A 19,757-nucleotide genomic window follows, 5' to 3' on the forward strand; every position below is an offset into this window, starting at 1 on the left:
AGAGACCGTCTTACAAGTGCAACCGCGCAAGAGAAGAGACCGTCGCTAGAGTGAAGCCGTGTTCAACGCGAACCGGATATGGAGCCCCGAATGAAACGCGCACTCACCCTGGCCTTGCTGCTCGTCACCACCAGTGCCCTGCTTTCCGCGTGCATCGTGGTGCCGCCGCGCGGACCGCATTACCACTACGACCACTATGACCGCTATGGCGGCCGCTACTGAGCCCGCTGGGCCCGGATGCAACCGACACCGGTTTCCGACTCAACGCTAGCCAAGGAGACATCATGAAACGCCAGCTACTGCTCGCCGCCGCCGTGCTTGCCACCGGCAGCGTCTTCGGACTGATTTCGCCGGGCGCCCAGGCGCACGACAACTACTATCGAAGCCCACCGCCGCCCCCGCGCCACGAGGTTCGCCCCGCGCCACGGCCCGGCCATGTCTGGGTACCAGGCCACTATGACCACGCTCGAGACAACTACGCCTGGCGCGGCGGCTACTGGCAATCGGCACGGCCCGGCTACCGCTACGTGCCGGAGCGCTGGGAGCGTGGTCCGCACGGGTGGTACAAGCGCCCGGGCTACTGGGGCCGATAAGGGGCCGATAAGTCGCACGGACGAATGGCTCCGCCAGGTGGGCGCGATCGGTAAACGGCAGCCTGGCGTTGGTCGGGGCATGGGCATGTGACCCCGACCAACGCCAGATTTGCCAGCCGATCAGGCTCGCCGAGGGTGGTTGGAACCCGGGAGACGGACGGCCGACAGGCAATCTTTTATCTCCTACTGAAGTGGGGTACATCCCTCATCCATTTGAACTAGTGCGACTCCCATTCCGCGTCAACCCGATGTCCGGATATATGGCATAAATGCCCTTTTTCATGGGTTTCATCAGTGTGTCAGCCAGCACGATATTCGTTAATGCCACACCCCCCAACCGGGTGAATAATTGATAATTGTCAGACCACTTTCATTCAAATCGGTTGCATCGATGAAACATTCTCGGGAATCACTGTATCAAGCGTGAAACCCTTGTGACAGCACGTCCAGCAAGGCTTAGCGGGCAGGCGCGCCACCAAATGAATGAATCTGGAGACGGATTATGAGGCGGACTTCATTCCATCCCGACACCGCCTCTAATCCAGCCGCTTGCAATCAGATCAACCAGCCCATAAGATGAATTTAAGTTCGATTTTGGAGCGAGATTTTCTTTCGGGTTTGGGTTCGGGTCATACTTCCGGTCGCGCGGACAAGTCCATCCTGACAAATGGACAAAGACTGACACGGAAGCACGGGGTTGGCGCAGTTTCGCGGCACCGCCATTGGGGCGGCTGTCTGTCCTGACGCAGCAATGATTCCCGCAAGCAAAGCATCCCGCAGCTCACCCATGAACGGGGAGTGAAGAAGAATGAACGCCTTGCTTATCGAGGAGCATCCATTGCTCCGGCTCGGGCTGCTGCAGATGCTCGAGACCATTCAGGAATTCGGCCACGTACTTGCATTGTCGCCAGCTGACGTTGCCCGAACTGAAGTACCTCATCGGAATGCCGAACTGCTGGTCTTTGGCATGCCCGGCGACCAGGCCTATGGATGGGCGCAACTCGAACAGGCGCGCGAGCGTCTGGCGCCTCAACGCATCCTGGTGCTGGCCGACGCCTTGCCGCTGCACGTGCCGAACGCGGAGGCCGCGCGCGGCATCTGCGGATGCCTGCCGAAGTCCACATCGCTGCCCGTGATCGAGGCCGCCATCCGGCTGACCATCTCTAGCGTGCAGGGCCTGATGCTCGCAAGCGAGGTCTGCGCGACGCCATCGGCATCGCGCTCGGCCATGCATGCCACGCAATCGCTGGCATCGGCTGCGCCATTGCCGTTGCCACCGGCCATGCAGGAGCCGCTTTCGCCCGGCGCTTGCGCCAGCGTCCTGCGCACCACCGTTGCCGTGCGCGACCTCACGAGTCTGCGCCCGGGCCAGCCGATCAGTTCGTCGGCTGCCCCGTTGTCGCCGATGGTCGAGGAGGAGCCTGGCTACGACGAAGCAGAGATGCTGCAGATCACGCCGCGCCAGTACGAAGTGCTGGTGCTGCTGGCACGCGGGTATCCGATCAAAACCGTCAGCCGGATGCTCAATATCTCGGTGGCCACCGTGAAGAGCCACGCCTGCACGCTTTATCAGCGCCTCAAGGTTCGTAACAAGGGAGAAGCCGTGTATGCGGCATTGCAGCGCGGCGCAACACTTGAGTGGGTCCATGGCGACGAACACTCGGCTCGCGACGGCGGTGTGCGGCGCGTGATCGCCCGCGGCCCCGACGCACAGTACGACAGCAGCTTGCCTGCCTGACTCTCCGGATCTCCCGGACCCCTGCCATGCGGGCGCCTTCCTCGGAAGGCGCCCTTTTTCATTGGGCACGGCACATTGGGCACGTCACGCCCGGGCGCTGCCACTGTGTGGGGTAGCAGACAGTGGCTTCAGGACACCCCCCCTACAGTCCGCGTATTGCTAACCAAAATGTGACTGTCATGGGCGTAAACGAACTGGATAACCTCTTCGACGCGGCCGACAAGCCCGGCGATGCATCGACGCCACGCGGCGCCAATGGCCGGCGCCGGGCACTGATCACCGGCATCACCGGCCAGGACGGTTCGTACCTGTGCGAATACCTGCTCGACAAGGGATACGAAGTCCACGGCATCAAGCGGCGCAGTTCGCTGTTCAATACCGAGCGTATCGATCATCTGTACGAGGACCCGCAAGCACCGGACCGCAGGTTGATCCTCCATCACGGCGACATGACCGATACGGCGAGCCTCGTGCGCGTCGTGCAACAGTCCCGCCCCGACGAGGTCTACAACCTCGCGGCGCAGAGCCACGTGCAGGTGTCCTTCGAGGAGCCCGAGTACACCGCCAACACCGACGCCGTCGGCACGCTGCGCCTGCTCGAGGCGATGCGGATTCTCGGCATGGAGCAAAGCACGCGTTTCTACCAGGCATCCACGTCCGAACTGTATGGACTGGTGCAGGAGATTCCGCAGAAGGAAACCACGCCGTTCTATCCGCGCAGCCCGTATGCCGTGGCCAAGCTCTACGCCTACTGGATCACCGTGAACTACCGTGAAGCCTATGGCATGTACGCGTGCAACGGCATCCTGTTCAATCACGAAAGCCCCGTGCGCGGCGAGACGTTCGTCACCCGCAAGATCACACGCGCCATCGCGCGCATCGCGCTGGGCCTGCAGGAAGTGCTCTATCTTGGCAACCTGTCCGCGCTGCGCGACTGGGGCCATGCGCGCGACTACGTCGAGATGCAGTGGCTGATGCTGCAGCAGGAAACGCCGCGTGATTTCGTCATCGCCACGGGCGAGCAACACAGCGTGCGCGAGTTCGTCACGCTCTCCGCGCAGAAGCTCGGGCTAACGGTCACCTTCGAGGGCAGCGGCGTCGACGAGGTCGGCATCATTTCTCATATCGACACCTCACGCCGCGAGTTGTCCTCCCGCTGCAAGGTCGGCGACGTGATCGTGCGCGTGGACCCGCGCTACTTCCGCCCGACCGAAGTCGAGACGCTGCTGGGCGACCCGACGCAGGCACGTGAGCAACTGGGCTGGTCCCCACGCATCACGTTCGACGAACTAGTGCACGAAATGATCGAAGCGGACTTCGTGGCCGCGCGGCGTGACGCGCTGGTCAAGATGGCCGGCTTCAGAACCTATGACTACCATGAGTGACGCACGCCCGAGAGTGTTCGTGGCCGGCCATCGCGGCATGGTCGGTTCCGCGATCGTGCGCGCGCTGGCCGCGCGTGGCGACGTGGAACTGGTCCTGCGCACCCACCGCGAACTGGATCTGACCGAACAGCGGGACGTGCGCCATTTCTTCGCCACCGAACGGATCTCCCAGGTCTACCTGGCGGCCGCGCGCGTGGGCGGCATCCATGCCAATAACGTCTATCCCGCCGAGTTCATCCAGCAGAACCTGACGATCGCGGCCAACGTGATTCACGAAGCCTGGCGCGGCGGTGTCGAGCAGTTGCTGTTCCTGGGTTCGAGTTGCATCTATCCGAAGTTCGCGTCGCAGCCCATCCAGGAATCGGCGTTGCTGACCGGCGCGCTCGAGCCCACCAACGCGCCATACGCGATCGCCAAGATCGCCGGCATGATGATGTGCGACAGCTACAACCGCCAATACGGCGTCGACTACCGGAGCGTGATGCCCACGAACCTCTATGGTCCGGGCGACAACTACCATCCCGAGAACAGCCACGTCATCCCGGCATTGATCCGACGCATCCACGAGGCCAGGCTGGCGGATGCGCCGGAGGTCGCCGTGTGGGGCTCCGGTGCGCCGATGCGCGAATTCCTTCACGCCGACGACCTCGCCCACGCCTGCCTGCATGTGATGGACCTGCCCCAGGCATCGTACCGGGCGCATACGCAGGGCGCCGGATTCCTGAACGTCGGGAGCGGCGAAGAAGTCTCGATTCGACAGCTGGCGCTGCTGATCGCGCGCGTGGTCGGCTATCGCGGCAACATCGCGTTCGACCCGACGCGCCCAGACGGCACGCCACGCAAGATGCTCGACTGCGGCCTTATCAACGCAACCGGCTGGCAGCCGCAGGTGTCGCTGGAATCCGGCCTGCGATCGACCTACCAGGAGGCGCTTTCGAGCGGACGGCTCAGCGTCGAGCCGGAAGCGCTGGCCACGCCAACCTAGCGGTTCGAACGAAGCCAAGCGACTCCCGGGAGACCAACATGCGTCTGCAGCGCAACTTCGTATGGGACACCCTGCTGGCGGCGACGCTGTTGCTGATCGTCGGCTACTGCCATGCGATATCGCATATGGACTCGCCGATGCTGCTGCTGTCGACCCTGATGCTGACCGCGATGGTCATCATCCACTGGTTGCTGCACGTGCGGGAACGCGTCCCATCGCTGGCGAACTCTAGCGTGCTGCTCTTCGAGACGCTGTTTCTCGTCGTAGCCCCCTCCGTGCAGCGCGCCTATTACGAATGGCATATGGTCAACACGGCCACGCTCGAGGAAAGCCTGGCGGTGAGCACCAACCTGCTCTGCACGCTGTTCGTGATGACCTACGTTGCCACGCGGTACTACATGCAGCGGCGCGACCAGCATCGGTCGCGCACACGTCGGCCACGTCCGCCCACGTTCGTGCGCACGCTGCGCCTGAACGCGCCGCGCACGTTCGTGCTGCTGGGCGTGGCGGCAGTCGCCGCAATGCTGTCCTGGCAGACCATCGACCTGCGCGCGCAGTCTGAAGTGATTGAAGCCACGCCGCAGTACCTTCTGGTGCAGAAGTACCTCTGCTTCATGCCGGTGCCGATGCTGCTGATGCTGGTCAACGTGAAGGGGCGCAAGCTGCTGCGCCAGCCGTTCTGGCTGCTGGTCACGCTGTTCGTGCTGGCCTGTGTGCTGATCACGCAGAATCCGCTGATCGAGAAGCGCAACGCCATCGGGCCGATCTACCTGAGCCTGTTGCTGATGCTGATGCCGTGGTTCTCCCGCACGCCTCGCCGCCTGGTGTCGACGCTCGTGCTTCTGACCGGCGTCTTCTTTCCGTTGCTGTCGATCTTCACGCACACCGACCTGTCGGCATGGCAGCCTTCGGAGATCCTCGATCCGTGGCTGTATTTCTCGCACTTCCTTGATCTGCACTACGACGCCTGGGCCAACATCGCCACGGTCATCGAGATGGTGAACCGCGACGGCCTGAGCTATGGCCACCAGCTGGCGGGCAGCCTGCTTTTCTTCGTGCCACACACGCTTTGGGAAACCAAACCGCTCGCCACAGGCATCGAGATCGGCCAGTTCCTGATGGCGTACTACAAGCTCGATTTCGACAACCTGTCGGCGCCGCTGATCGCGGAGGCCTACATCGATTTCTTCGCATTTGGCGTGATCGCCTACGCAATTGCCCTGGCGTTTATCGTGCGGCTGCTGGACAAGCTCTGCCGTAGCGGCGGCATCATGGCGCTGCCCGCCGGTATCTATTTCTCGATCTTCCTGATCTTCGCGCTGCGCGGCGCACTGATGATTGCCATGGCCTACGGCAGCGGCGCCTTGATGGCGTTCCTCACCATCGGCTGGTTCGTTTCCGGCAAGCGCAGGCTCCATACCCGGCGCTCCCGCAATGTTCGCCCGCTAGGCCCCACGCCGGTCCGTCCGGCCATCTAGTCGATTCGCTTCGATTGCGTTTGCAGGACCCGCCAGCATCTACGTCGGCGAAATCGAAGCGAACCCAGGCGGGTCCCTCCCCTCGCATTGCCCATGCCACGCTCCGGCACTGCCGGAGCGTCAGCCAACGTCTCAGTGCTGCGCATCCAGCGAGCCCCGGCTCAGTCGCACGATGGCCTGCGTCGGCATCATCCAGAGAGCGGTCATGGCATTGGCCGCGATCAGCGCCTCCACCACATGCGGGAAGCTGACCGCATCGGCGAAGTACAGGATGGTGCAGAGCACGCCTGCAGCCAGAAACTCGGCCATTCCGATGTTCCCCAGGCTGACGAACGCCTTCGCGCCCATCAGTACCGGAGTGCTCGCCGCCGAGGTTACCAGCAGGGCAAAGTAGACCGCGCACAGCGTTGCCAGCTTGTTGGAGATCGGGTATTCACCGGCCGTCCACAGCGACACCGCCGCGCCACCAACGAATGCCGCGCCAATGATGGCCAGCAGCCCATAGGCCACATAGCACGTGGCCAGCTTGCGATAGATCCTGATCACCCACTGCCAGTCGCCCGCCAGCATGTTGCGGTGAATGATCGGCCAGAGCGGCTGGTTGATCATGTAGACAAAGCTATGCAGCAGCAGGTTGGCGCGAAAGAGCAAGGCGAGCAGCGCGGCATCGCGCGGCATGTCGGTTTCGTAGCACAGCAGCACCGCGCCCTGCTGCAGGAAAACCACAGCCAGTTGCGCCTGCAGGAGCGACCAGGAATTGCGTGCCAGTTCGCGCGCGAACGCCTTGCCAGGAAACGCATGAGGCCATCCGGCGCGTACCACCACGCCGATCATGTTCACGACGCGGATCAGGATGAAACCGGCCTGGCTGGCCACGAACAGCAACGTCACATCGACATGTTCCTCGCCGGGCGGGCGGAAATAGGTCACCAGCAGAATGAACACGACATTCAGAATGCTGCCCGCCGCGGTAATCAGGTTGTTCACATGCTGACGATGCTGCCCCTGGTTTACCGCCTCGCCCACGGAGAGCACAGTCAGCATCGCATAGCAGACCAGCGCCGCGGTGAAGAGACTGTAGTGCCTGGCGGAGAACAGGTTGATGCCACTCTGTTCGAGTACCGGCCGCAGGACCAGCACCAGCACGATCAGCGACGCGAAGATCGCCGACAGCCCCACCCACGACACCGTCAGAACACCTGCCAGTTGCCCGCGCCGCCGATCGTCGGCAGCGATGGAGGTGACGGTCGGCCAGATACCGATCGCCACCAGCGACAGCCATGCCGTCACGCCGAAGTAGACCATCATCGCGCTGAAATCGTCGGTGTCCAGCACCCGGGCGAAGAGCGGAATGCTGACGGCCTGCAAGCCGATGCTGCAAACCTTCGACACCATCGAGCTTGCCACGGCCAGGCGCAATGCCCGCTTGGCCTCGCTGGCCCGCTCCGCGGCCGCGCCGTACTGCCCGCCTTGCGCGGCCGCCGCCATCCCGGTTTCGGTTTCACCCTCCAGCAACTCCCCCTTGATGGTCGTCACACATACCTCCAGATGGCCAGGCTTCAGATTGATGTTCGCCGATGCCGCTCATGGCATCGGCTTGGAAAATGGGGACGCGCGGACACGCACGATGCAGGACCGCCCGGCATTGGAGCCTAGTCCCCTGACCCATTGGCTTCTGTTCGCTCGCGCACAACCGTGCCAGGCGCTGGCGCGTGCGTGCGGAGGCGAACGTTCCCTTCCGGCGACTCTCCCTACACTTCGCACGTGAATGAGCCGCCTTGTCGCACTGACCAACGGTGGATCCCGAATGGATACCTCCACCCTGACCAGCCCGGGGTGGCAGTACTGAAGTAGACCGATGAAAATCCTGCTTTATTGCCTCAACTACGCGCCGGAACTGACTGGTATCGGCAAGTACACCGGAGAGCAGGCCGAATGGCTTGCCGCGCGCGGGCACCAGGTGCGCGTGATCACGGCGCCGCCCTATTACCCTGCCTGGAAGATCGACCGGGCATACCGGGGCCTGCGCTACCGGCGCGAGATGCGCCACGCCGTCGACGTCATGCGCGCGCCGCTGTGGGTGCCCGAGCGTCCGTCCGGCGTGAAGCGACTGCTGCATCTCGCGTCGTTCGCCGTCACCAGTCTTGGATGGCTGGCACGCCAAGTGGCATGGCGCCCCGACGTGGTGTTCACCGTCGAGCCGCCATTGTTCTGCAGCCCCGCGACGCTGTTGTTCGCCCGGCTCACCGGCGCGAAGGCATGGCTGCATATCCAGGACTACGAGGTCGATGCCGCCTTCAAGCTGGGGCTGCTCAAGGGCGGCCTGCCGCAACGCATGGCGAGTACGTTCGAGCGCTTCATCATGCGGCGCTATGACCATGTGTCATCGATCTCGCACACGATGGTGGCACTGGCACGCCAGAAAGGCGTGGACGCCACGCGCGTGTCCATGCTGCCCAACTGGGTAGATCTGGCGGCACTAGCGCGCCGAGGCGACGCGGATTTCCGCGCACGCCTTGGAATACCGGCGAACGCCGTCGTGGCGCTGTATTCCGGCACCATCGGCACCAAGCAGGGCATCGAGATCTTGGCCGACGCGGCGCGGCACCTGTGCTCGCGCGATGACCTTCATTTCATCATCTGCGGCGCGGGCGCCGGAGTGCCGGCATTGCGCACGCAATGCGAAGGCCTGGCACGCGTGCATTTCCTCCCGCTGCAATCGGCCGAAGACTTCCCGGCGCTGCTCGATTGCGCCGACATCCACCTGATGCCCCAGCGGGCCGACGCCGCCGACCTCGTGCTGCCGTCCAAGCTCACGAACATGCTCGCCAGCGGAAAACCCGTGGTGGCCACTGCTGCACCGGACACCGAGCTGGGCAAGCTGGTCATTCAGTTCGGCTCGCTGGTCGAACCCGGCAACAGCGTGGCAATGGCCGATGCCATCGCGGCGCTGGCCGACGATCCGCCGCGCCGTCAGGCACTCGGGTCGGCCGGAAAGGCGTGGGCAGCCGCCCATCTCGACCGGGACGCCGTGCTGGCGGAATTCGAGCGAACGTTGCTGCGATTGCGTGCCCCACGTGGCGTGGCCGATCAGGCCGCCGCCGACCTCGCCGGGAAATAAGGCCGGGCACACGTCATGTGACCGCTTTGTGGTCTGGCGTACGGTACGTACGCCAGCGCGGGGCCATGATGAAACCATCGTCACCGGCCTGACCGGGAACAAGGCTCGGGCTGGTTCCAGCCCGGCATTAGGAGCCTGCTGTATGTTTCAGGACCTGTCGACTTTCCGCATGCCACCCGGCTTCCGTGGCCGCTCCGCCGTTGTCGTGCAACTGTGGTGGTGTGTCCAGAGCCTGTTCTTTCATCACTCTCCGCATTTCGCCAACGGATTCCGCTGCTGGCTGTTGCGCCGCTTTGGCGCCCGCGTGGGCCATCACGTCGTCATCCGGCCCAGCGTCCGCATCACCTATCCGTGGAAGGTCAGCATCGGCGACTACGCGTGGATCGGTGACGGCGCCGAGCTGTACAGCCTGGCCGAGATCGAGATCGGCGATCACGCGGTGGTATCCCAGTTCAGCTACCTGTGCGGCGGCGACCATGACTACCGCAGCAGCGACTTCGCCATCCGGGGACGCCCTATCCGCATCGCGGACGAGGCGTGGGTGGCCAGTCACACCTTTATCGCGCCTGGCGTCAGCATCGGCAAAGGGGCCGTAATCGGCGCCCGCAGCGCGGTATTCACCGACATGCCTGCCGGCATGCTCTGCGTGGGCAGTCCTTGCCGGCCGTTGCGGCCGCGCCTGGACACCGCCTCGCAGAACCAGACGCGTCCGCATTCGCAGGCGGCCGCGCCATCAGAACTAGATTCCGCTCAAGTCAACTAGATAACGGGAACGCGGAAACCAAACAGGGAACTCATGGCTGCCAATGATCGACATCTATCACAACATCCTATGGCCTAGGTACAAGGGAGCCGTATTCAGCGAAGCTTTCTCTCACGCACACAAAGCCGGGCATAAGGTGCGCTTCTTCCATATCTCGTCCACGGGATACGGGCGCACGGCCTACAGCGGCGTCGACACCAGTTATCACCGGTACCCGTACGAGATTCTTTTCGATGAACCGTACGAGGCGATTCCGACGTGGAAGATGTCGCTGCGGCTCATGCGCGAGGTCTGGCGTTCGAAGAACCGTCTGATCCTGATGCCTGGCTACCATCGCGTGGAGTTCTGGGCAATGCTGGTAGCGTGCATGTTGAGTGGCAAGCGTCGTGCCGTGTTCTGCGATTCCACCATCCAGGACCAGGCCGACCATCCGATGAAGCGGCGGCTGAAGCGGTTCTTCTTCAGCCGGTGCGATGGCGTGTTCGTCTACGGCCGACGCTCCGCCGAGTATGCGATCGCGATGGGTGCCGACCCCACGAAAGTCATCTGCCATTGTCAGGCCGCCGCGCTGCCGCACTCGTACAACGCTGCCGAAGCCAACCGAATACGTATCGCCAACGCGCCGCCAGCGGAGGCGCCACGTTTCCTGTTCGCGGGCCTGGTATGCCGCGCCAAGGGCATCGAGGATCTGCTCCGAGCGTTCGTGGAAGTGCGCAGGCAATTGCCGGCCGCCACGCTGGTACTGGCGGGACCGGTCGTCGAGGCCGACCAGTTGCCGGAACTGGCCCGTTCACTGGGCCTTGGCGATGCCGCGCAGTTCCTGGGCGCCATGGATATCGATCAACTGGCGCAGCAGTACTCGCGCGCGACGTGCCTGGTACTGCCGAGCCACACGGAAGCCTGGGGCCTGGTCGTGAACGAAGCGCTCAACTATGGCTGCCCGGCAGTGGTCAGCGATTGCTGCGGTTGCATCCCCGAACTGATCAAGGAAGGCCGCACGGGCCATACGTTCGTCACGCGCGACGTCGACGATCTGGCGCGCGTGCTGTTGAAGGCGACCAGCAGCTTCGCCGACGTCCAGGCCACCATGCGGAACTGCGTTGATGTGGTGCGAAAGTACACGCCTGCCCGCGCCGGCCGATCCATCATCAAAGGCTGCCAGAAGATACTGAAGAGGGCCCGAACATGACGATACCCAACACCCTCGGTCCCATCGCCCGGCAGCCAGTCGACGATGACATCCCGCCATCGCCGGCGCAGTCTCTCGCGCAGGCTGGCGCACCATCAACAGTTGCGCGGCCAGTGCTGTTCCTCGGGCCGCTTCCGCCGCCACATCACGGCTTCTCCGCGTCGAACCAACGCATGGTGGACCAGATTCGCCAGCACGCGCCAGTCGTGGTGCTGGACGTCGCGCCACGGGCGTCCGGCCGGTTCGGCGGCCGGTTTGGCGGTCTGCAGGCGCTGGGCAATCGCGCACGGCAACTCTGGCGCATGGTCCGGCTCGTGACGAACCGCAAGCCCGGCAACCGGCCGCATACGCTGTACATGGGGCTCTCGGGCGGCCTTGGCCAACTGCTCGACGCGCCTTTCGTGGCACTGGCGCACTGGTCTGGCATGGACATCTACTTCCATCATCACAGCTTCGCGTACATCAACCGGCCCACGTGGTACACGCGCCTGATCCTGCGTTGCGCGCCGCGCGGCAGGCATCTGACGCTGTGCGACCGGATGCGCGCGGAGCTGGCCCGCCTCTACCGGCTGACCCCGGACCGTGTCCAGGTACTGTCCAACCTGAGCCTCATCGACCTGCCTGCAACGACATCGACAGAGGCACCGGCTCGCCGGCATTCGGAAGCGATCAACGTCGGCTTCCTGTCGAACATCACCGCCGCCAAGGGCATCTTCACATTCCTGGAGGTAGTGCGACTGGCGCAGGAGATCGGCATCCCGGTTTGCGCCCGGATCGCAGGGCCAGTGGCACGCGATATCCGCGCGAGGTTCGACACGGAACTGGCCCGCACGCCCTGCACGCGCTACCTCGGTCCGATTCATGGCACGGAGAAGGAGGCGTTCTTCCAGGATATCGACGTGCTGATGTTCCCGACGACCTATCACAACGAAGCAGCCCCGCTGATCGTGCTTGAAGCGCACAGCCATGGTGTGCCCGTCGTTGCGCATGACCGTGGCTGTATCGGGTCCATGATCGACGAGCGCAATGGCGTGCTGGTGCCGGCCGACGCGGACTTTGCCGAAGCCGCCATCGCTTACCTGCGGAACATGATGCTCGCGCACTCGCAGGCCGAATCGCAGGCCGAATCGAAACGTGCGGCGCTGCTCGCCGACTTCCAGGCTCAGCGCGGACGCGCCGAGGCCGTTCTGGCGCGCGCGGTGGCGGATATCAGCCACTGCCCCGACTGACCGGGGCAGCGGCAAGGGCGAGTCAGATTACCGGTCAGATGTCGTGATAGCGCATCAACACGACCCCGGCCTGCCTGAACGCGGTGGCAAGGGGCGTCGGATGCATCAGCGGCTCGCCCTCCTCCCGGCGCCATGGCTCGGCGAATCCCGGGTGCACCGACATCTCGGTCACGCCTTCCGGCAGCATCGCCGGCAACCGCAGCGCCCATCCCTGCTGACGCGTATCCGCGCCCACGTAGAAGTCCGGGCTGCGCAGGCCGTTGAAGTGGCGCAGCAGCATCACGTTCATCGCGCCGCGCATGTGGTTCTTCAGGAAGTAGCAGTTCTGCGGCGGCCGGACACGCTCGATGCCGGCGCGCAGCATTTCGTCGCGCAGCACCCGCATGACGGCGGGGTACTTGTGCAGATGGCCATGCCCATCGACGTGCGACACGTTCACGCCGTGATCGCGCAGCTCGTCAAGCTGGAGCCGGAACTCGCGCCGGATATCGGCGGCATCGATCAGGCCCGCCATCGCGCGGGCGCGCTGGATCTTTGGCGGGAACAGCGAGCCGTCCTTGCGGCACAGCGTGGAGGACGCGCCATGCGGGCGCCGCCCTTCCACGATATTGAAGTGCAGCCCGAACGAGAACCGGCTGTGATTGTCTCGCGCGTACTGGCACGCGCGTGCTGTCGCCGGGCTGCCCGCCAGGATCGTCGCGCTGGTCAGCAGCCCAGCGTCGAAGCAGGCAACGGTGGCCTGAAACGTATCGTCGTCATAGCCGAAATCGTCGGCGTTGATGATCACGCCCTTCATGCTTCCCCCTCCTTGTTTTTGGTGCGGCAAGAATGCGCCGACGGGCCGGATGCGCGGCCAGTGGTGCGAACGATACGCGGCACGTCAAGGGGCCTTCCGTGCGCCGCGCAACACATCGGCGCGACAAGGGCCATTGGGGCAGTCCTTCGGACGTCAATGTGGTGAAACGCACCGATAGCGCACATTGCAGGCTCCTACGATGCACGTAAATGCGCGGGACTGCGATGTCCGCGCTCGTTTCAACGACTGCGGAGAGGATGCCGTGAAGAGATGCCCTGACCACGCCACCTGCAGGCAGGATGCCGGATCGTTTCATGCGCTGGGAGCCACGCTTGCCATGGCCTGCGCGGCGCTGCTGCTGAGCGCGTGCGCGGTGTCTCCGGGGATGCAGTTCAGCTCCAGTGCGCCGGTCAATGCGGTGAGCCCGAACGCGATGCCTGATGTCACACCCATCACGCTCGACCTCGTGCACGAACAGCAGGCGCACTCCAAGCCGACCAATGCCGGCGTGGAGGACCTGTACGGCACACCAACGCCTTATCGTATCGGCCCTGGCGACATCATCTCGGTCGTGGTCTGGGACCACCCCGAACTCGTGTTCCCGACGCAGACGTACAGCATCGGCGCGGCCTTCGAGATCCCGACGTCGAGCGGTGGCTCCAACATGCCTGGGTACGTGGTCAGCCCCGCAGGCGATATCCAGTTTCCCTACGCCGGGGTGATGCGGGTGGCGGGCAAGACCGCCAACGAAGTCCGCGATGAGATGGCGCGCATTCTGTCGCGCGTGGTGCGTGACCCGCAGATGACCGTGCGCGTGCTCGGATTCCGCAGCCAGCGCGTCTACGTGGATGGGGAAGTCAAGACCCCGGGGATGCTGGCCATCGACGATGCGCCAATGACACTGGTCGAGGCGCTGAACCGCGCCGGCGGCGTGCTTAACCTGACCGGCGACAACAGCCGCGTCCGTGTCACACGTGGTGAACGCAGCTGGTACGTCAACATTCCGGCACTGCTGGCCAAGGGCACAGACCCCGCGCGGATTCTGCTGCAATCGGGCGACATCGTTCGCGTGGAGCAACGCGAAGACAGCAAGATCTTCGTGACAGGCGAGGTGGTCAAGCCCTCGTCGCTGCTGATGCGTAACGGCCGCATGACGCTGAACGAAGCGCTGGGCGATGCCGGTGGCGTGAATCCGTCGTCGGCCAACGCCGAACAGATCTTCGTGATTCGCCGGGCCACCGACGGCAAGCCGAAGGTGTACCACCTCGACGGCACCTCGCCGGTGGCACTGGCCATCGCCGAGAGCTTCGAGCTCGAACCCAAGGACGTGGTCTACGTGGATGCCCGTGACCTCGTGCGCTGGAGCCGTGTGATGACGCTGCTGATCCAGCCGGTCGTCGGCACGGCCACCATTGTCAAGCCATAAGACATGGAAGTCATGAGAGAGGAAAAGGAAGCCGCATTCATCCGGTCGATCCTCGTGGTGTGTATCGGCAACCGGTGCCGCAGCCCGATGGCGGCGGCACTGCTTGGCCGCGCGCTGCCGCAGTGCCGCGTGCTGTCGGCGGGCCTGGCACCCCCGGTAGGCGCCGCGGCCGATCCGCGCGCGGTGCGCCTGCTGGCGGTGGAGGGCAGCGATCTGACCGACCACCGCGCGCGCGCCGTGAGCGCCGCGCTCGTCGCCGGCGCGGACCTCGTGCTGGTCATGGATGAAGAGCAACGCGACGCGCTGGAGGACATGTACCCCCAGGCGCGCGGCAAGACCTATCGCCTGTGCGAACAGGAACAAACCGACGTGCCAGATCCGTTCAGCGGATCGATGAGCATGTTCGTCATCGCGCTTGGGCTGATCAAGATGGGGGTTGAATCCTGGTCGGCAAGAATTCATGCGGCAGAACCGGCACACCGCCACGGAGGGGCATGATGAGTAACGTAAGGCATTTCCGAGAGCCCTCGCCAGAGCCATGGGAGGAAAGCGACAACGCCGTCGACATGACGTCCTATGTCGATGTGCTGATTCGCTATCGCTGGACCTTCCTCGTCGTCGCGGGGACGATCCTCGGCGTCGGCCTGTTGTACGCGCTGATGGCCCGCCCGATCTACCGCGCCGACATCATGGTCCAGGTGGAGGAATCCAACCCGACCAATAACGCGAGCAAGCTGATCGCCAGCATTTCGCCGGGGCTCGACGTGAAACCGGCAGCCACGGCTGAGATGGAACTGCTGCGCTCACGCGCGGTGGTGGGCAAGGCAGTGGAAACGCTGCGTCTCGACATCGACGCCAAGCCACGCTATTTCCCGCTTATCGGCGCATCGATCGCCAGCTACAACAAGGAGCTGTCGAAGCCGGGGCTGTTCGGCTTTGGCGGGTTCGCCTGGGGCAGCGAATCGATCGTAGTCGACCGGCTCGACGTGCCCGAACAGATGGAAGACCGCCGCATGGTCGTGACCGCGCTGGGCGACAGCAAGTACCGGCTCGAGTTCGCCAGCAGCGAGAAATCCGCCGAAGGCACGGTCGGCCAGCCGCTGACGGTGGCCACCGACAGCGGCACCGTCTCGATCGACATCAGTCAGCTGGACGCACACGCCGGCACCCAGTTCCGCGTGCGCCGCGTGCCACGCGCCACCGCCATCGCCAACCTGCAGGACCAGTTGATGATCGGCGAGCGCGGCAAGCAGAGCGGCGTGATCGGCGTGGCGCTGGAGGACACATCGGCCGTCACCGCCGCCGCCATCCTGAATGAGATCGCCAGCGAGTACGTGGACCAGAACCTGCGCCGCAAGGCCGCGGAAGCCGAGAAGTCGGTGAACTTCCTCGAAAGCCAGCTGCCGCAGCTCAAGCAGCAGATGGAGACCTCCGAGGCACGCTACAACGCGATGCGCAACCAGCGCGGCACGATCGACCTCAGCGAGGAATCGAAGCTGATCCTGGCGCAGTCGGTGCAGATCCAGGGCAAGCTGCAGGAACTGCGTCAGAAGCGCCAGGAACTGATCGTGCGCTTTACCGCGAATCACCCCACGATCGAAATCCTGGATAGCCAGATCGCAGGCCTGACCGCGCAGCTCAACGGCGTCTCCGGCAAGATCCAGAAGCTGCCAGACGTGGAACAGGACGTGGTGCGCCTGATGCGCGATGTGAAGGTCAACACGGAGCTTTACCAGTCCTTGCTCAATGACGTGCAGCAACTGCGGCTGCTGAAGGCCAGCAAGGTCGGCACGGCACGCCTGATCGACGCCGCCGACGTGCCGATCAAGCCGGTGCGTCCAAACCGGATGCTGGTCACGGGCGTATCGGTGGCGATGGCTGTCGTCATGGGACTGCTCGCGGTTGGGGTGCGCCGCGTCTTCGATGGCGGCATCACCGACGCCGAAGAGATCGAGACGCAATGCGGCATGACCGTCTACGCCACGATTCCCATGAGTCCGAACCAGGCCCGCCTGGCACGCAACAAGGAGAGCGGCGGCGATGTGCTGGCACTCGACCAGCCGGACGATCCGGCCATCGAAAGCCTGCGTGCGTTCCGCACGGCATTGCAGTTCGCGCTGCTCTCCGCGCAGCGCAACAACGTCGTGGTCTTCACGGGCCCGTCGCCCGAGGCCGGCAAGTCGTTTGTCAGCGTCAACTTCGCTGTGGTCGCGGCCGCCGCCGGGCGCAAGGTGATTCTGGTCGACAGCGACCTGCGCCGTGGTCTGCTCAACGAGCGCTTCAATGTGTCGCGCAAACCCGGCCTGACCGAGGCTCTGACCGGCACGCGGCTCGACCAGGTCATCCAGCACGACGTGGCGCCCGGTGTGGACTTCATCGCTACCGGCGCGGAGCCGCCGCTTGCGGCAGACCTGCTGCAGAGCCCCGGCATGGACACTCTGCTCGCAGAGCTGCGTTCACGCTATGACCTCGTGCTGATCGACACGCCTCCGGTTCTGGCGGCATCCGATGCCGGTATCCTGGCGCCGAAGGCCGGCGCGGTGTTCATGGTGGCTCGCGCTGACAAGACCACGACCGCCGAACTTACCGCCGCACGCCGCCTGGTCGAGCAGACAGGTGGCGAGATCAAGGGCGTGCTGTTCAATGGGCTCAAGATCGAAGGACGCTGGTACCGCTCGCATTACCACTTCGGCAAGTACCGCTACCTGAACCGCTACGGCCACGATCACGCCAAGCAGGCGTGAACCACGCCAGGAAAGACAAGGCCGCTTCTTCGGAAGCGGCCTTGTCTTTTCGCTCATCGCTACGCGCCTGCTGGCGCATCGTCATGGCTGATAAGCGGGCGCGACCGCTGTCATCGCCAGATGCCGCCGGACCAGCATGACGAGCAAGGCGATCATGACGATGGGAAGCACGTTGAGATACTGGTGCAGATACGCGGATAGCAGCGCCTGAGCCGGCGCCACCCAGGCCAAGGCGAAGACGATCCATCCTAGGGGCGACAGCGGCAACCTGTTGCCATCGCGCAGAAGAAAGGCCATCGGCAAGATAAGCCAGGCCAGGTCGTAGAACATGACGTAGGGTTGCAGCAGCAACGTGGCAAGGATGAACGAGGCCGCCCGTAGCTCGAATCTGGCGCGCTGCGCCCAGAGGAACGCCATCGCAAGAACCGCCGGTGCTGCGACGAGGCCGTGCAACAGGTAGGCGCCGTTGACAGAGAGGCCGATGCTACGGCCCAGCGCGAAAGCGGTTGGCATCCCCGGCCACATCATGTTGCCGCCTTGCTCCACCGCCAGCGTGCCGAATTGCGGCAGGAACGCTGCAAACGCGCGCCATGCGTCCTGCCCGAGCAGCACGACGCTGGCGCCAACGAAAACGGCAGTGCAAAGCGCCGAGACGCCAAACACCTTCCAATGCCTGCCGCAGATGAGCGCCAGCGGAAACAGGATACCGAATTGCGGCTTGATCGCCAGCACGGCGATGCATACCCCCGCAAGCGCCGCCTCGACTTCGAGCAGTGCCAGCGCCGCGCCGGCAGCAGCGAGCGTGAACAGGGAGTTTTGACCAAGCCCGATGGCAATGGCAGCCCCCGGGAACGCCAGCAGCAGCGACAGATACCCACGGTCGATACCGCGACAGATGCGCAGCAGCACGGCGCCATAGACGAGCAGGCCGAGCACTGAATACAGGATCAGCGCCGCACCAAAGGGCAGTTGCCCCAACGGCAAGACCACCAGCAGGAACGTGGGCGGATACGGCCATGCCGAATAGTCGCTGAGCCCCAAGGCGCGTTCCATGGGCAGCATCCACTCCGGCGAGAATACCGAGGCCGCCCCATGTTCCACGGCAACCTTTGCGGCGGACCAGAAGATCGCGAAGTCGATGCCGAGCATGGGGGCCGATTGGTCCCCGAGAATGTAGAACCGGATGATCCATATCCCCAGGACCAGAATCTGGATCGTGAGTGCCACCCCGGCGTAGACCGTCAGGCGGCGCACGCCCGGGCGCTTCTCATGCATCGACGACATGGGCTCCCTCCTGAATGATCTTTCGCGGAGTCTACCTCTTCAATCCTCAAATATCGTGCAGGCACTCCCCGATGCGGGGGCGTGTTTTCCCTGACGTCGGTCGAAATGGGCTGGTGACCAGCGCGCCCTGCTCCATAATCTGGGCACAAATCATATAGGGGAGACAAGTCGATGACGCAATCCAATCAGGACAACCGCGGCGCGAAGATGCAACTCCAGGGCAAGGTCGCCGTCGTCACCGGCGCCGGCAGCGGGATCGGCCGCGCCGTGGCACAGGCGCTGGCGCAGCGCGGCTGTCATCTGGCGCTTGCGGACCGCAATCAGGAAGGGCTCGCCGAGACCGCCGCGCTGCCGGAACTGAACAGCGTGAAAGTCAGTCTCCACACCCTTGACGTGGCCGACCGCGACGCGGTGGCGGCCTTTCCGCAAACGGTGCTGGCCCACCACGATCGCATCGATCTCCTCGTCAACAATGCCGGTGTGGCGCTGGCCGGCAGCTTTGAACAGGTCAGCGAGACTGACTTCGATTGGGTCATGGCGATCAACTTCCATGGCGTGGTGCGCATGACGCGGGCCTTCCTCCCATTGCTGCATCGCAGCGACGACGCCCGCATCGTCAACATCTCCAGCCTGTTCGGCCTGATCTCGCCGCCGGGGCAGAGTGCCTACTCGGCCAGCAAGTTCGCCGTGCGCGGGTTCTCCAATGCACTGCGCCATGAACTGGCCGACAGCCGCGTTGGCGTCACCGTCGTCCACCCCGGCGGCATTGCCACATCAATCGCCCGGAATGCGCGCGTGTCCGCGGACATTCCGCAAGCGCAAATGCAGGAGCGCCTCGCGAACTCGCAGAAGATGCTGCGGATGCCGCCGCCGAAGGCGGCCGACATCATCGTGCGCGGTATCGAGAAGCGTAGCGCCCGCGTGCTGGTCGGCTCGGACGCGGTCGTGATGTCGTGGCTCGAAAGACTGTTCCCGGTACGCTACTGGAACCTGCTCGCCCGTCGCGCCAAGCTTTGAACGCGGCGG

Annotated in this window: 17 protein-coding genes; 14 read left to right on the plus strand and 3 right to left on the minus strand. The window is 64.2% G+C overall.

Going from position 1 to position 19,757, the window contains the following annotated elements; genetic code table 11:
• Positions 1-90: 90 nt before the first annotated feature.
• The 6 genes from WD006_RS22980 to WD006_RS23005 all read left to right on the plus strand — a co-directional run bounded on the left by WD006_RS22980 (position 91) and on the right by WD006_RS23005 (position 6,179).
• Positions 91-222 carry a hypothetical protein gene (locus WD006_RS22980; RefSeq protein WP_008647799.1) on the plus strand — a complete coding sequence of 44 codons (132 nt, stop codon included), beginning with the start codon at positions 91-93 and terminating at the stop codon, positions 220-222.
• Positions 223-284: 62 nt separating this feature from the next.
• The gene (locus WD006_RS22985) at positions 285-593 is read left to right on the plus strand and encodes a YXWGXW repeat-containing protein (protein ID WP_011518071.1); all 309 of its coding nucleotides are present in this window, start codon (positions 285-287) and stop codon (positions 591-593) included.
• Between the two features lie 808 nt (positions 594-1,401).
• Complete coding sequence (locus WD006_RS22990) at positions 1,402-2,331, plus strand: helix-turn-helix transcriptional regulator (protein WP_011518069.1); 930 nt, start codon at positions 1,402-1,404, stop codon at positions 2,329-2,331.
• A gap of 179 nt (positions 2,332-2,510) precedes the next feature.
• Entirely contained in the window at positions 2,511-3,716 is a 1,206-nt protein-coding gene (gene gmd / locus WD006_RS22995; RefSeq protein WP_011518068.1) for a GDP-mannose 4,6-dehydratase, read from the plus strand.
• Positions 3,700-4,701: a GDP-L-fucose synthase family protein gene (locus WD006_RS23000; RefSeq protein WP_011518067.1), complete on the plus strand. Its 1,002-nt coding sequence runs from the start codon at positions 3,700-3,702 to the stop codon at positions 4,699-4,701. The genes gmd and WD006_RS23000 overlap by 17 nt, the downstream gene beginning before the upstream one ends.
• 38 nt (positions 4,702-4,739) lie before the next feature.
• Complete coding sequence (locus WD006_RS23005; RefSeq protein ID WP_029308687.1) at positions 4,740-6,179, plus strand: hypothetical protein; 1,440 nt, start codon at positions 4,740-4,742, stop codon at positions 6,177-6,179.
• A gap of 132 nt (positions 6,180-6,311) precedes the next feature.
• Here WD006_RS23005 and WD006_RS23010 read toward each other — a convergent pair whose 3' ends face one another.
• Positions 6,312-7,715, minus strand: coding sequence for a hypothetical protein (locus WD006_RS23010; protein WP_011518065.1), 1,404 nt, complete (start codon positions 7,713-7,715; stop codon positions 6,312-6,314).
• A 322-nt stretch (positions 7,716-8,037) separates the two neighbouring features.
• On the opposite strand from WD006_RS23010, the gene WD006_RS23015 reads away from it, so the two are divergent.
• The 4 genes from WD006_RS23015 (at position 8,038) to WD006_RS23030 (ending at position 12,481) form a co-directional block, all read left to right on the plus strand.
• Entirely contained in the window at positions 8,038-9,300 is a 1,263-nt protein-coding gene (locus tag WD006_RS23015) for a glycosyltransferase WbuB (RefSeq protein ID WP_011518063.1), read from the plus strand.
• Positions 9,301-9,442: 142 nt separating this feature from the next.
• Complete coding sequence (locus WD006_RS23020; protein WP_029308688.1) at positions 9,443-10,063, plus strand: putative colanic acid biosynthesis acetyltransferase; 621 nt, start codon at positions 9,443-9,445, stop codon at positions 10,061-10,063.
• A gap of 43 nt (positions 10,064-10,106) precedes the next feature.
• Complete coding sequence (locus WD006_RS23025) at positions 10,107-11,252, plus strand: glycosyltransferase family 4 protein (protein WP_029308689.1); 1,146 nt, start codon at positions 10,107-10,109, stop codon at positions 11,250-11,252.
• Entirely contained in the window at positions 11,249-12,481 is a 1,233-nt protein-coding gene (locus WD006_RS23030; protein WP_029308690.1) for a glycosyltransferase family 4 protein, read from the plus strand. The genes WD006_RS23025 and WD006_RS23030 overlap by 4 nt, the downstream gene beginning before the upstream one ends.
• A 34-nt stretch (positions 12,482-12,515) precedes the next feature.
• On the opposite strand, the gene WD006_RS23035 is transcribed toward WD006_RS23030, so the two are convergent.
• The gene (locus WD006_RS23035) at positions 12,516-13,277 is read right to left on the minus strand and encodes a ChbG/HpnK family deacetylase (protein WP_017510947.1); all 762 of its coding nucleotides are present in this window, start codon (positions 13,275-13,277) and stop codon (positions 12,516-12,518) included.
• 337 nt (positions 13,278-13,614) lie between these two features.
• Here WD006_RS23035 and WD006_RS23040 point away from each other — a divergent pair, with 337 nt between their 5' ends.
• Genes WD006_RS23040 through WD006_RS23050 form a run of 3 tightly spaced genes read left to right on the plus strand, consistent with a single transcriptional unit; the run spans position 13,615 to position 17,447 of the window.
• Positions 13,615-14,703, plus strand: a complete 1,089-nt coding sequence (locus WD006_RS23040) for a polysaccharide biosynthesis/export family protein (protein WP_008647828.1) — start codon at positions 13,615-13,617, stop codon at positions 14,701-14,703.
• A gap of 3 nt (positions 14,704-14,706) precedes the next feature.
• On the plus strand, positions 14,707-15,201 hold the full coding sequence (locus WD006_RS23045) for a low molecular weight protein-tyrosine-phosphatase (protein WP_017510949.1): 495 nt from the start codon (positions 14,707-14,709) through the stop codon (positions 15,199-15,201).
• Positions 15,201-17,447 (plus strand): polysaccharide biosynthesis tyrosine autokinase, encoded by a 2,247-nt coding sequence (locus WD006_RS23050; RefSeq protein WP_029308691.1) that lies wholly within the window; start codon positions 15,201-15,203, stop codon positions 17,445-17,447. The genes WD006_RS23045 and WD006_RS23050 overlap by 1 nt, the downstream gene beginning before the upstream one ends.
• An 81-nt stretch (positions 17,448-17,528) precedes the next feature.
• Here the strand turns inward: WD006_RS23050 and WD006_RS23055 are convergent, their stop codons facing one another.
• Positions 17,529-18,731, minus strand: a complete 1,203-nt coding sequence (locus tag WD006_RS23055) for a glycosyltransferase family 87 protein (RefSeq protein ID WP_029308692.1) — start codon at positions 18,729-18,731, stop codon at positions 17,529-17,531.
• A 171-nt stretch (positions 18,732-18,902) separates the two neighbouring features.
• Between WD006_RS23055 and WD006_RS23060 the strand changes: the two genes are divergently transcribed.
• Positions 18,903-19,748: an SDR family NAD(P)-dependent oxidoreductase gene (locus WD006_RS23060; protein WP_011518055.1), complete on the plus strand. Its 846-nt coding sequence runs from the start codon at positions 18,903-18,905 to the stop codon at positions 19,746-19,748.
• Positions 19,749-19,757: the final 9 nt, after the last annotated feature.

Source organism: Cupriavidus sp. Met-2, from assembly GCF_049843575.1.
GTDB classification, from domain to species: Bacteria; Pseudomonadota; Gammaproteobacteria; order Burkholderiales; family Burkholderiaceae; genus Cupriavidus; species Cupriavidus metallidurans.

Coding starts and splice junctions, on each gene's coding strand:
- WD006_RS23060 (WP_011518055.1), top strand. CDS start 18,903: ATGACGCAATCCAATCAGGACAACCGCGGCGCGAAGATGCAACTCCAG.
- WD006_RS23050 (WP_029308691.1), top strand. CDS start 15,201: ATGAGTAACGTAAGGCATTTCCGAGAGCCCTCGCCAGAGCCATGGGAG.
- WD006_RS23020 (WP_029308688.1), top strand. CDS start 9,443: ATGTTTCAGGACCTGTCGACTTTCCGCATGCCACCCGGCTTCCGTGGC.
- WD006_RS23030 (WP_029308690.1), top strand. CDS start 11,249: ATGACGATACCCAACACCCTCGGTCCCATCGCCCGGCAGCCAGTCGAC.
- WD006_RS23040 (WP_008647828.1), top strand. CDS start 13,615: ATGGCCTGCGCGGCGCTGCTGCTGAGCGCGTGCGCGGTGTCTCCGGGG.
- WD006_RS22990 (WP_011518069.1), top strand. CDS start 1,402: ATGAACGCCTTGCTTATCGAGGAGCATCCATTGCTCCGGCTCGGGCTG.
- WD006_RS23000 (WP_011518067.1), top strand. CDS start 3,700: ATGACTACCATGAGTGACGCACGCCCGAGAGTGTTCGTGGCCGGCCAT.
- WD006_RS23055 (WP_029308692.1), bottom strand. CDS start 18,731: ATGTCGTCGATGCATGAGAAGCGCCCGGGCGTGCGCCGCCTGACGGTC.
- WD006_RS22980 (WP_008647799.1), top strand. CDS start 91: ATGAAACGCGCACTCACCCTGGCCTTGCTGCTCGTCACCACCAGTGCC.
- WD006_RS23005 (WP_029308687.1), top strand. CDS start 4,740: ATGCGTCTGCAGCGCAACTTCGTATGGGACACCCTGCTGGCGGCGACG.
- WD006_RS22985 (WP_011518071.1), top strand. CDS start 285: ATGAAACGCCAGCTACTGCTCGCCGCCGCCGTGCTTGCCACCGGCAGC.
- WD006_RS23045 (WP_017510949.1), top strand. CDS start 14,707: ATGGAAGTCATGAGAGAGGAAAAGGAAGCCGCATTCATCCGGTCGATC.
- WD006_RS23035 (WP_017510947.1), bottom strand. CDS start 13,277: ATGAAGGGCGTGATCATCAACGCCGACGATTTCGGCTATGACGACGAT.
- gmd (WP_011518068.1), top strand. CDS start 2,511: ATGGGCGTAAACGAACTGGATAACCTCTTCGACGCGGCCGACAAGCCC.
- WD006_RS23015 (WP_011518063.1), top strand. CDS start 8,038: ATGAAAATCCTGCTTTATTGCCTCAACTACGCGCCGGAACTGACTGGT.
- WD006_RS23025 (WP_029308689.1), top strand. CDS start 10,107: ATGATCGACATCTATCACAACATCCTATGGCCTAGGTACAAGGGAGCC.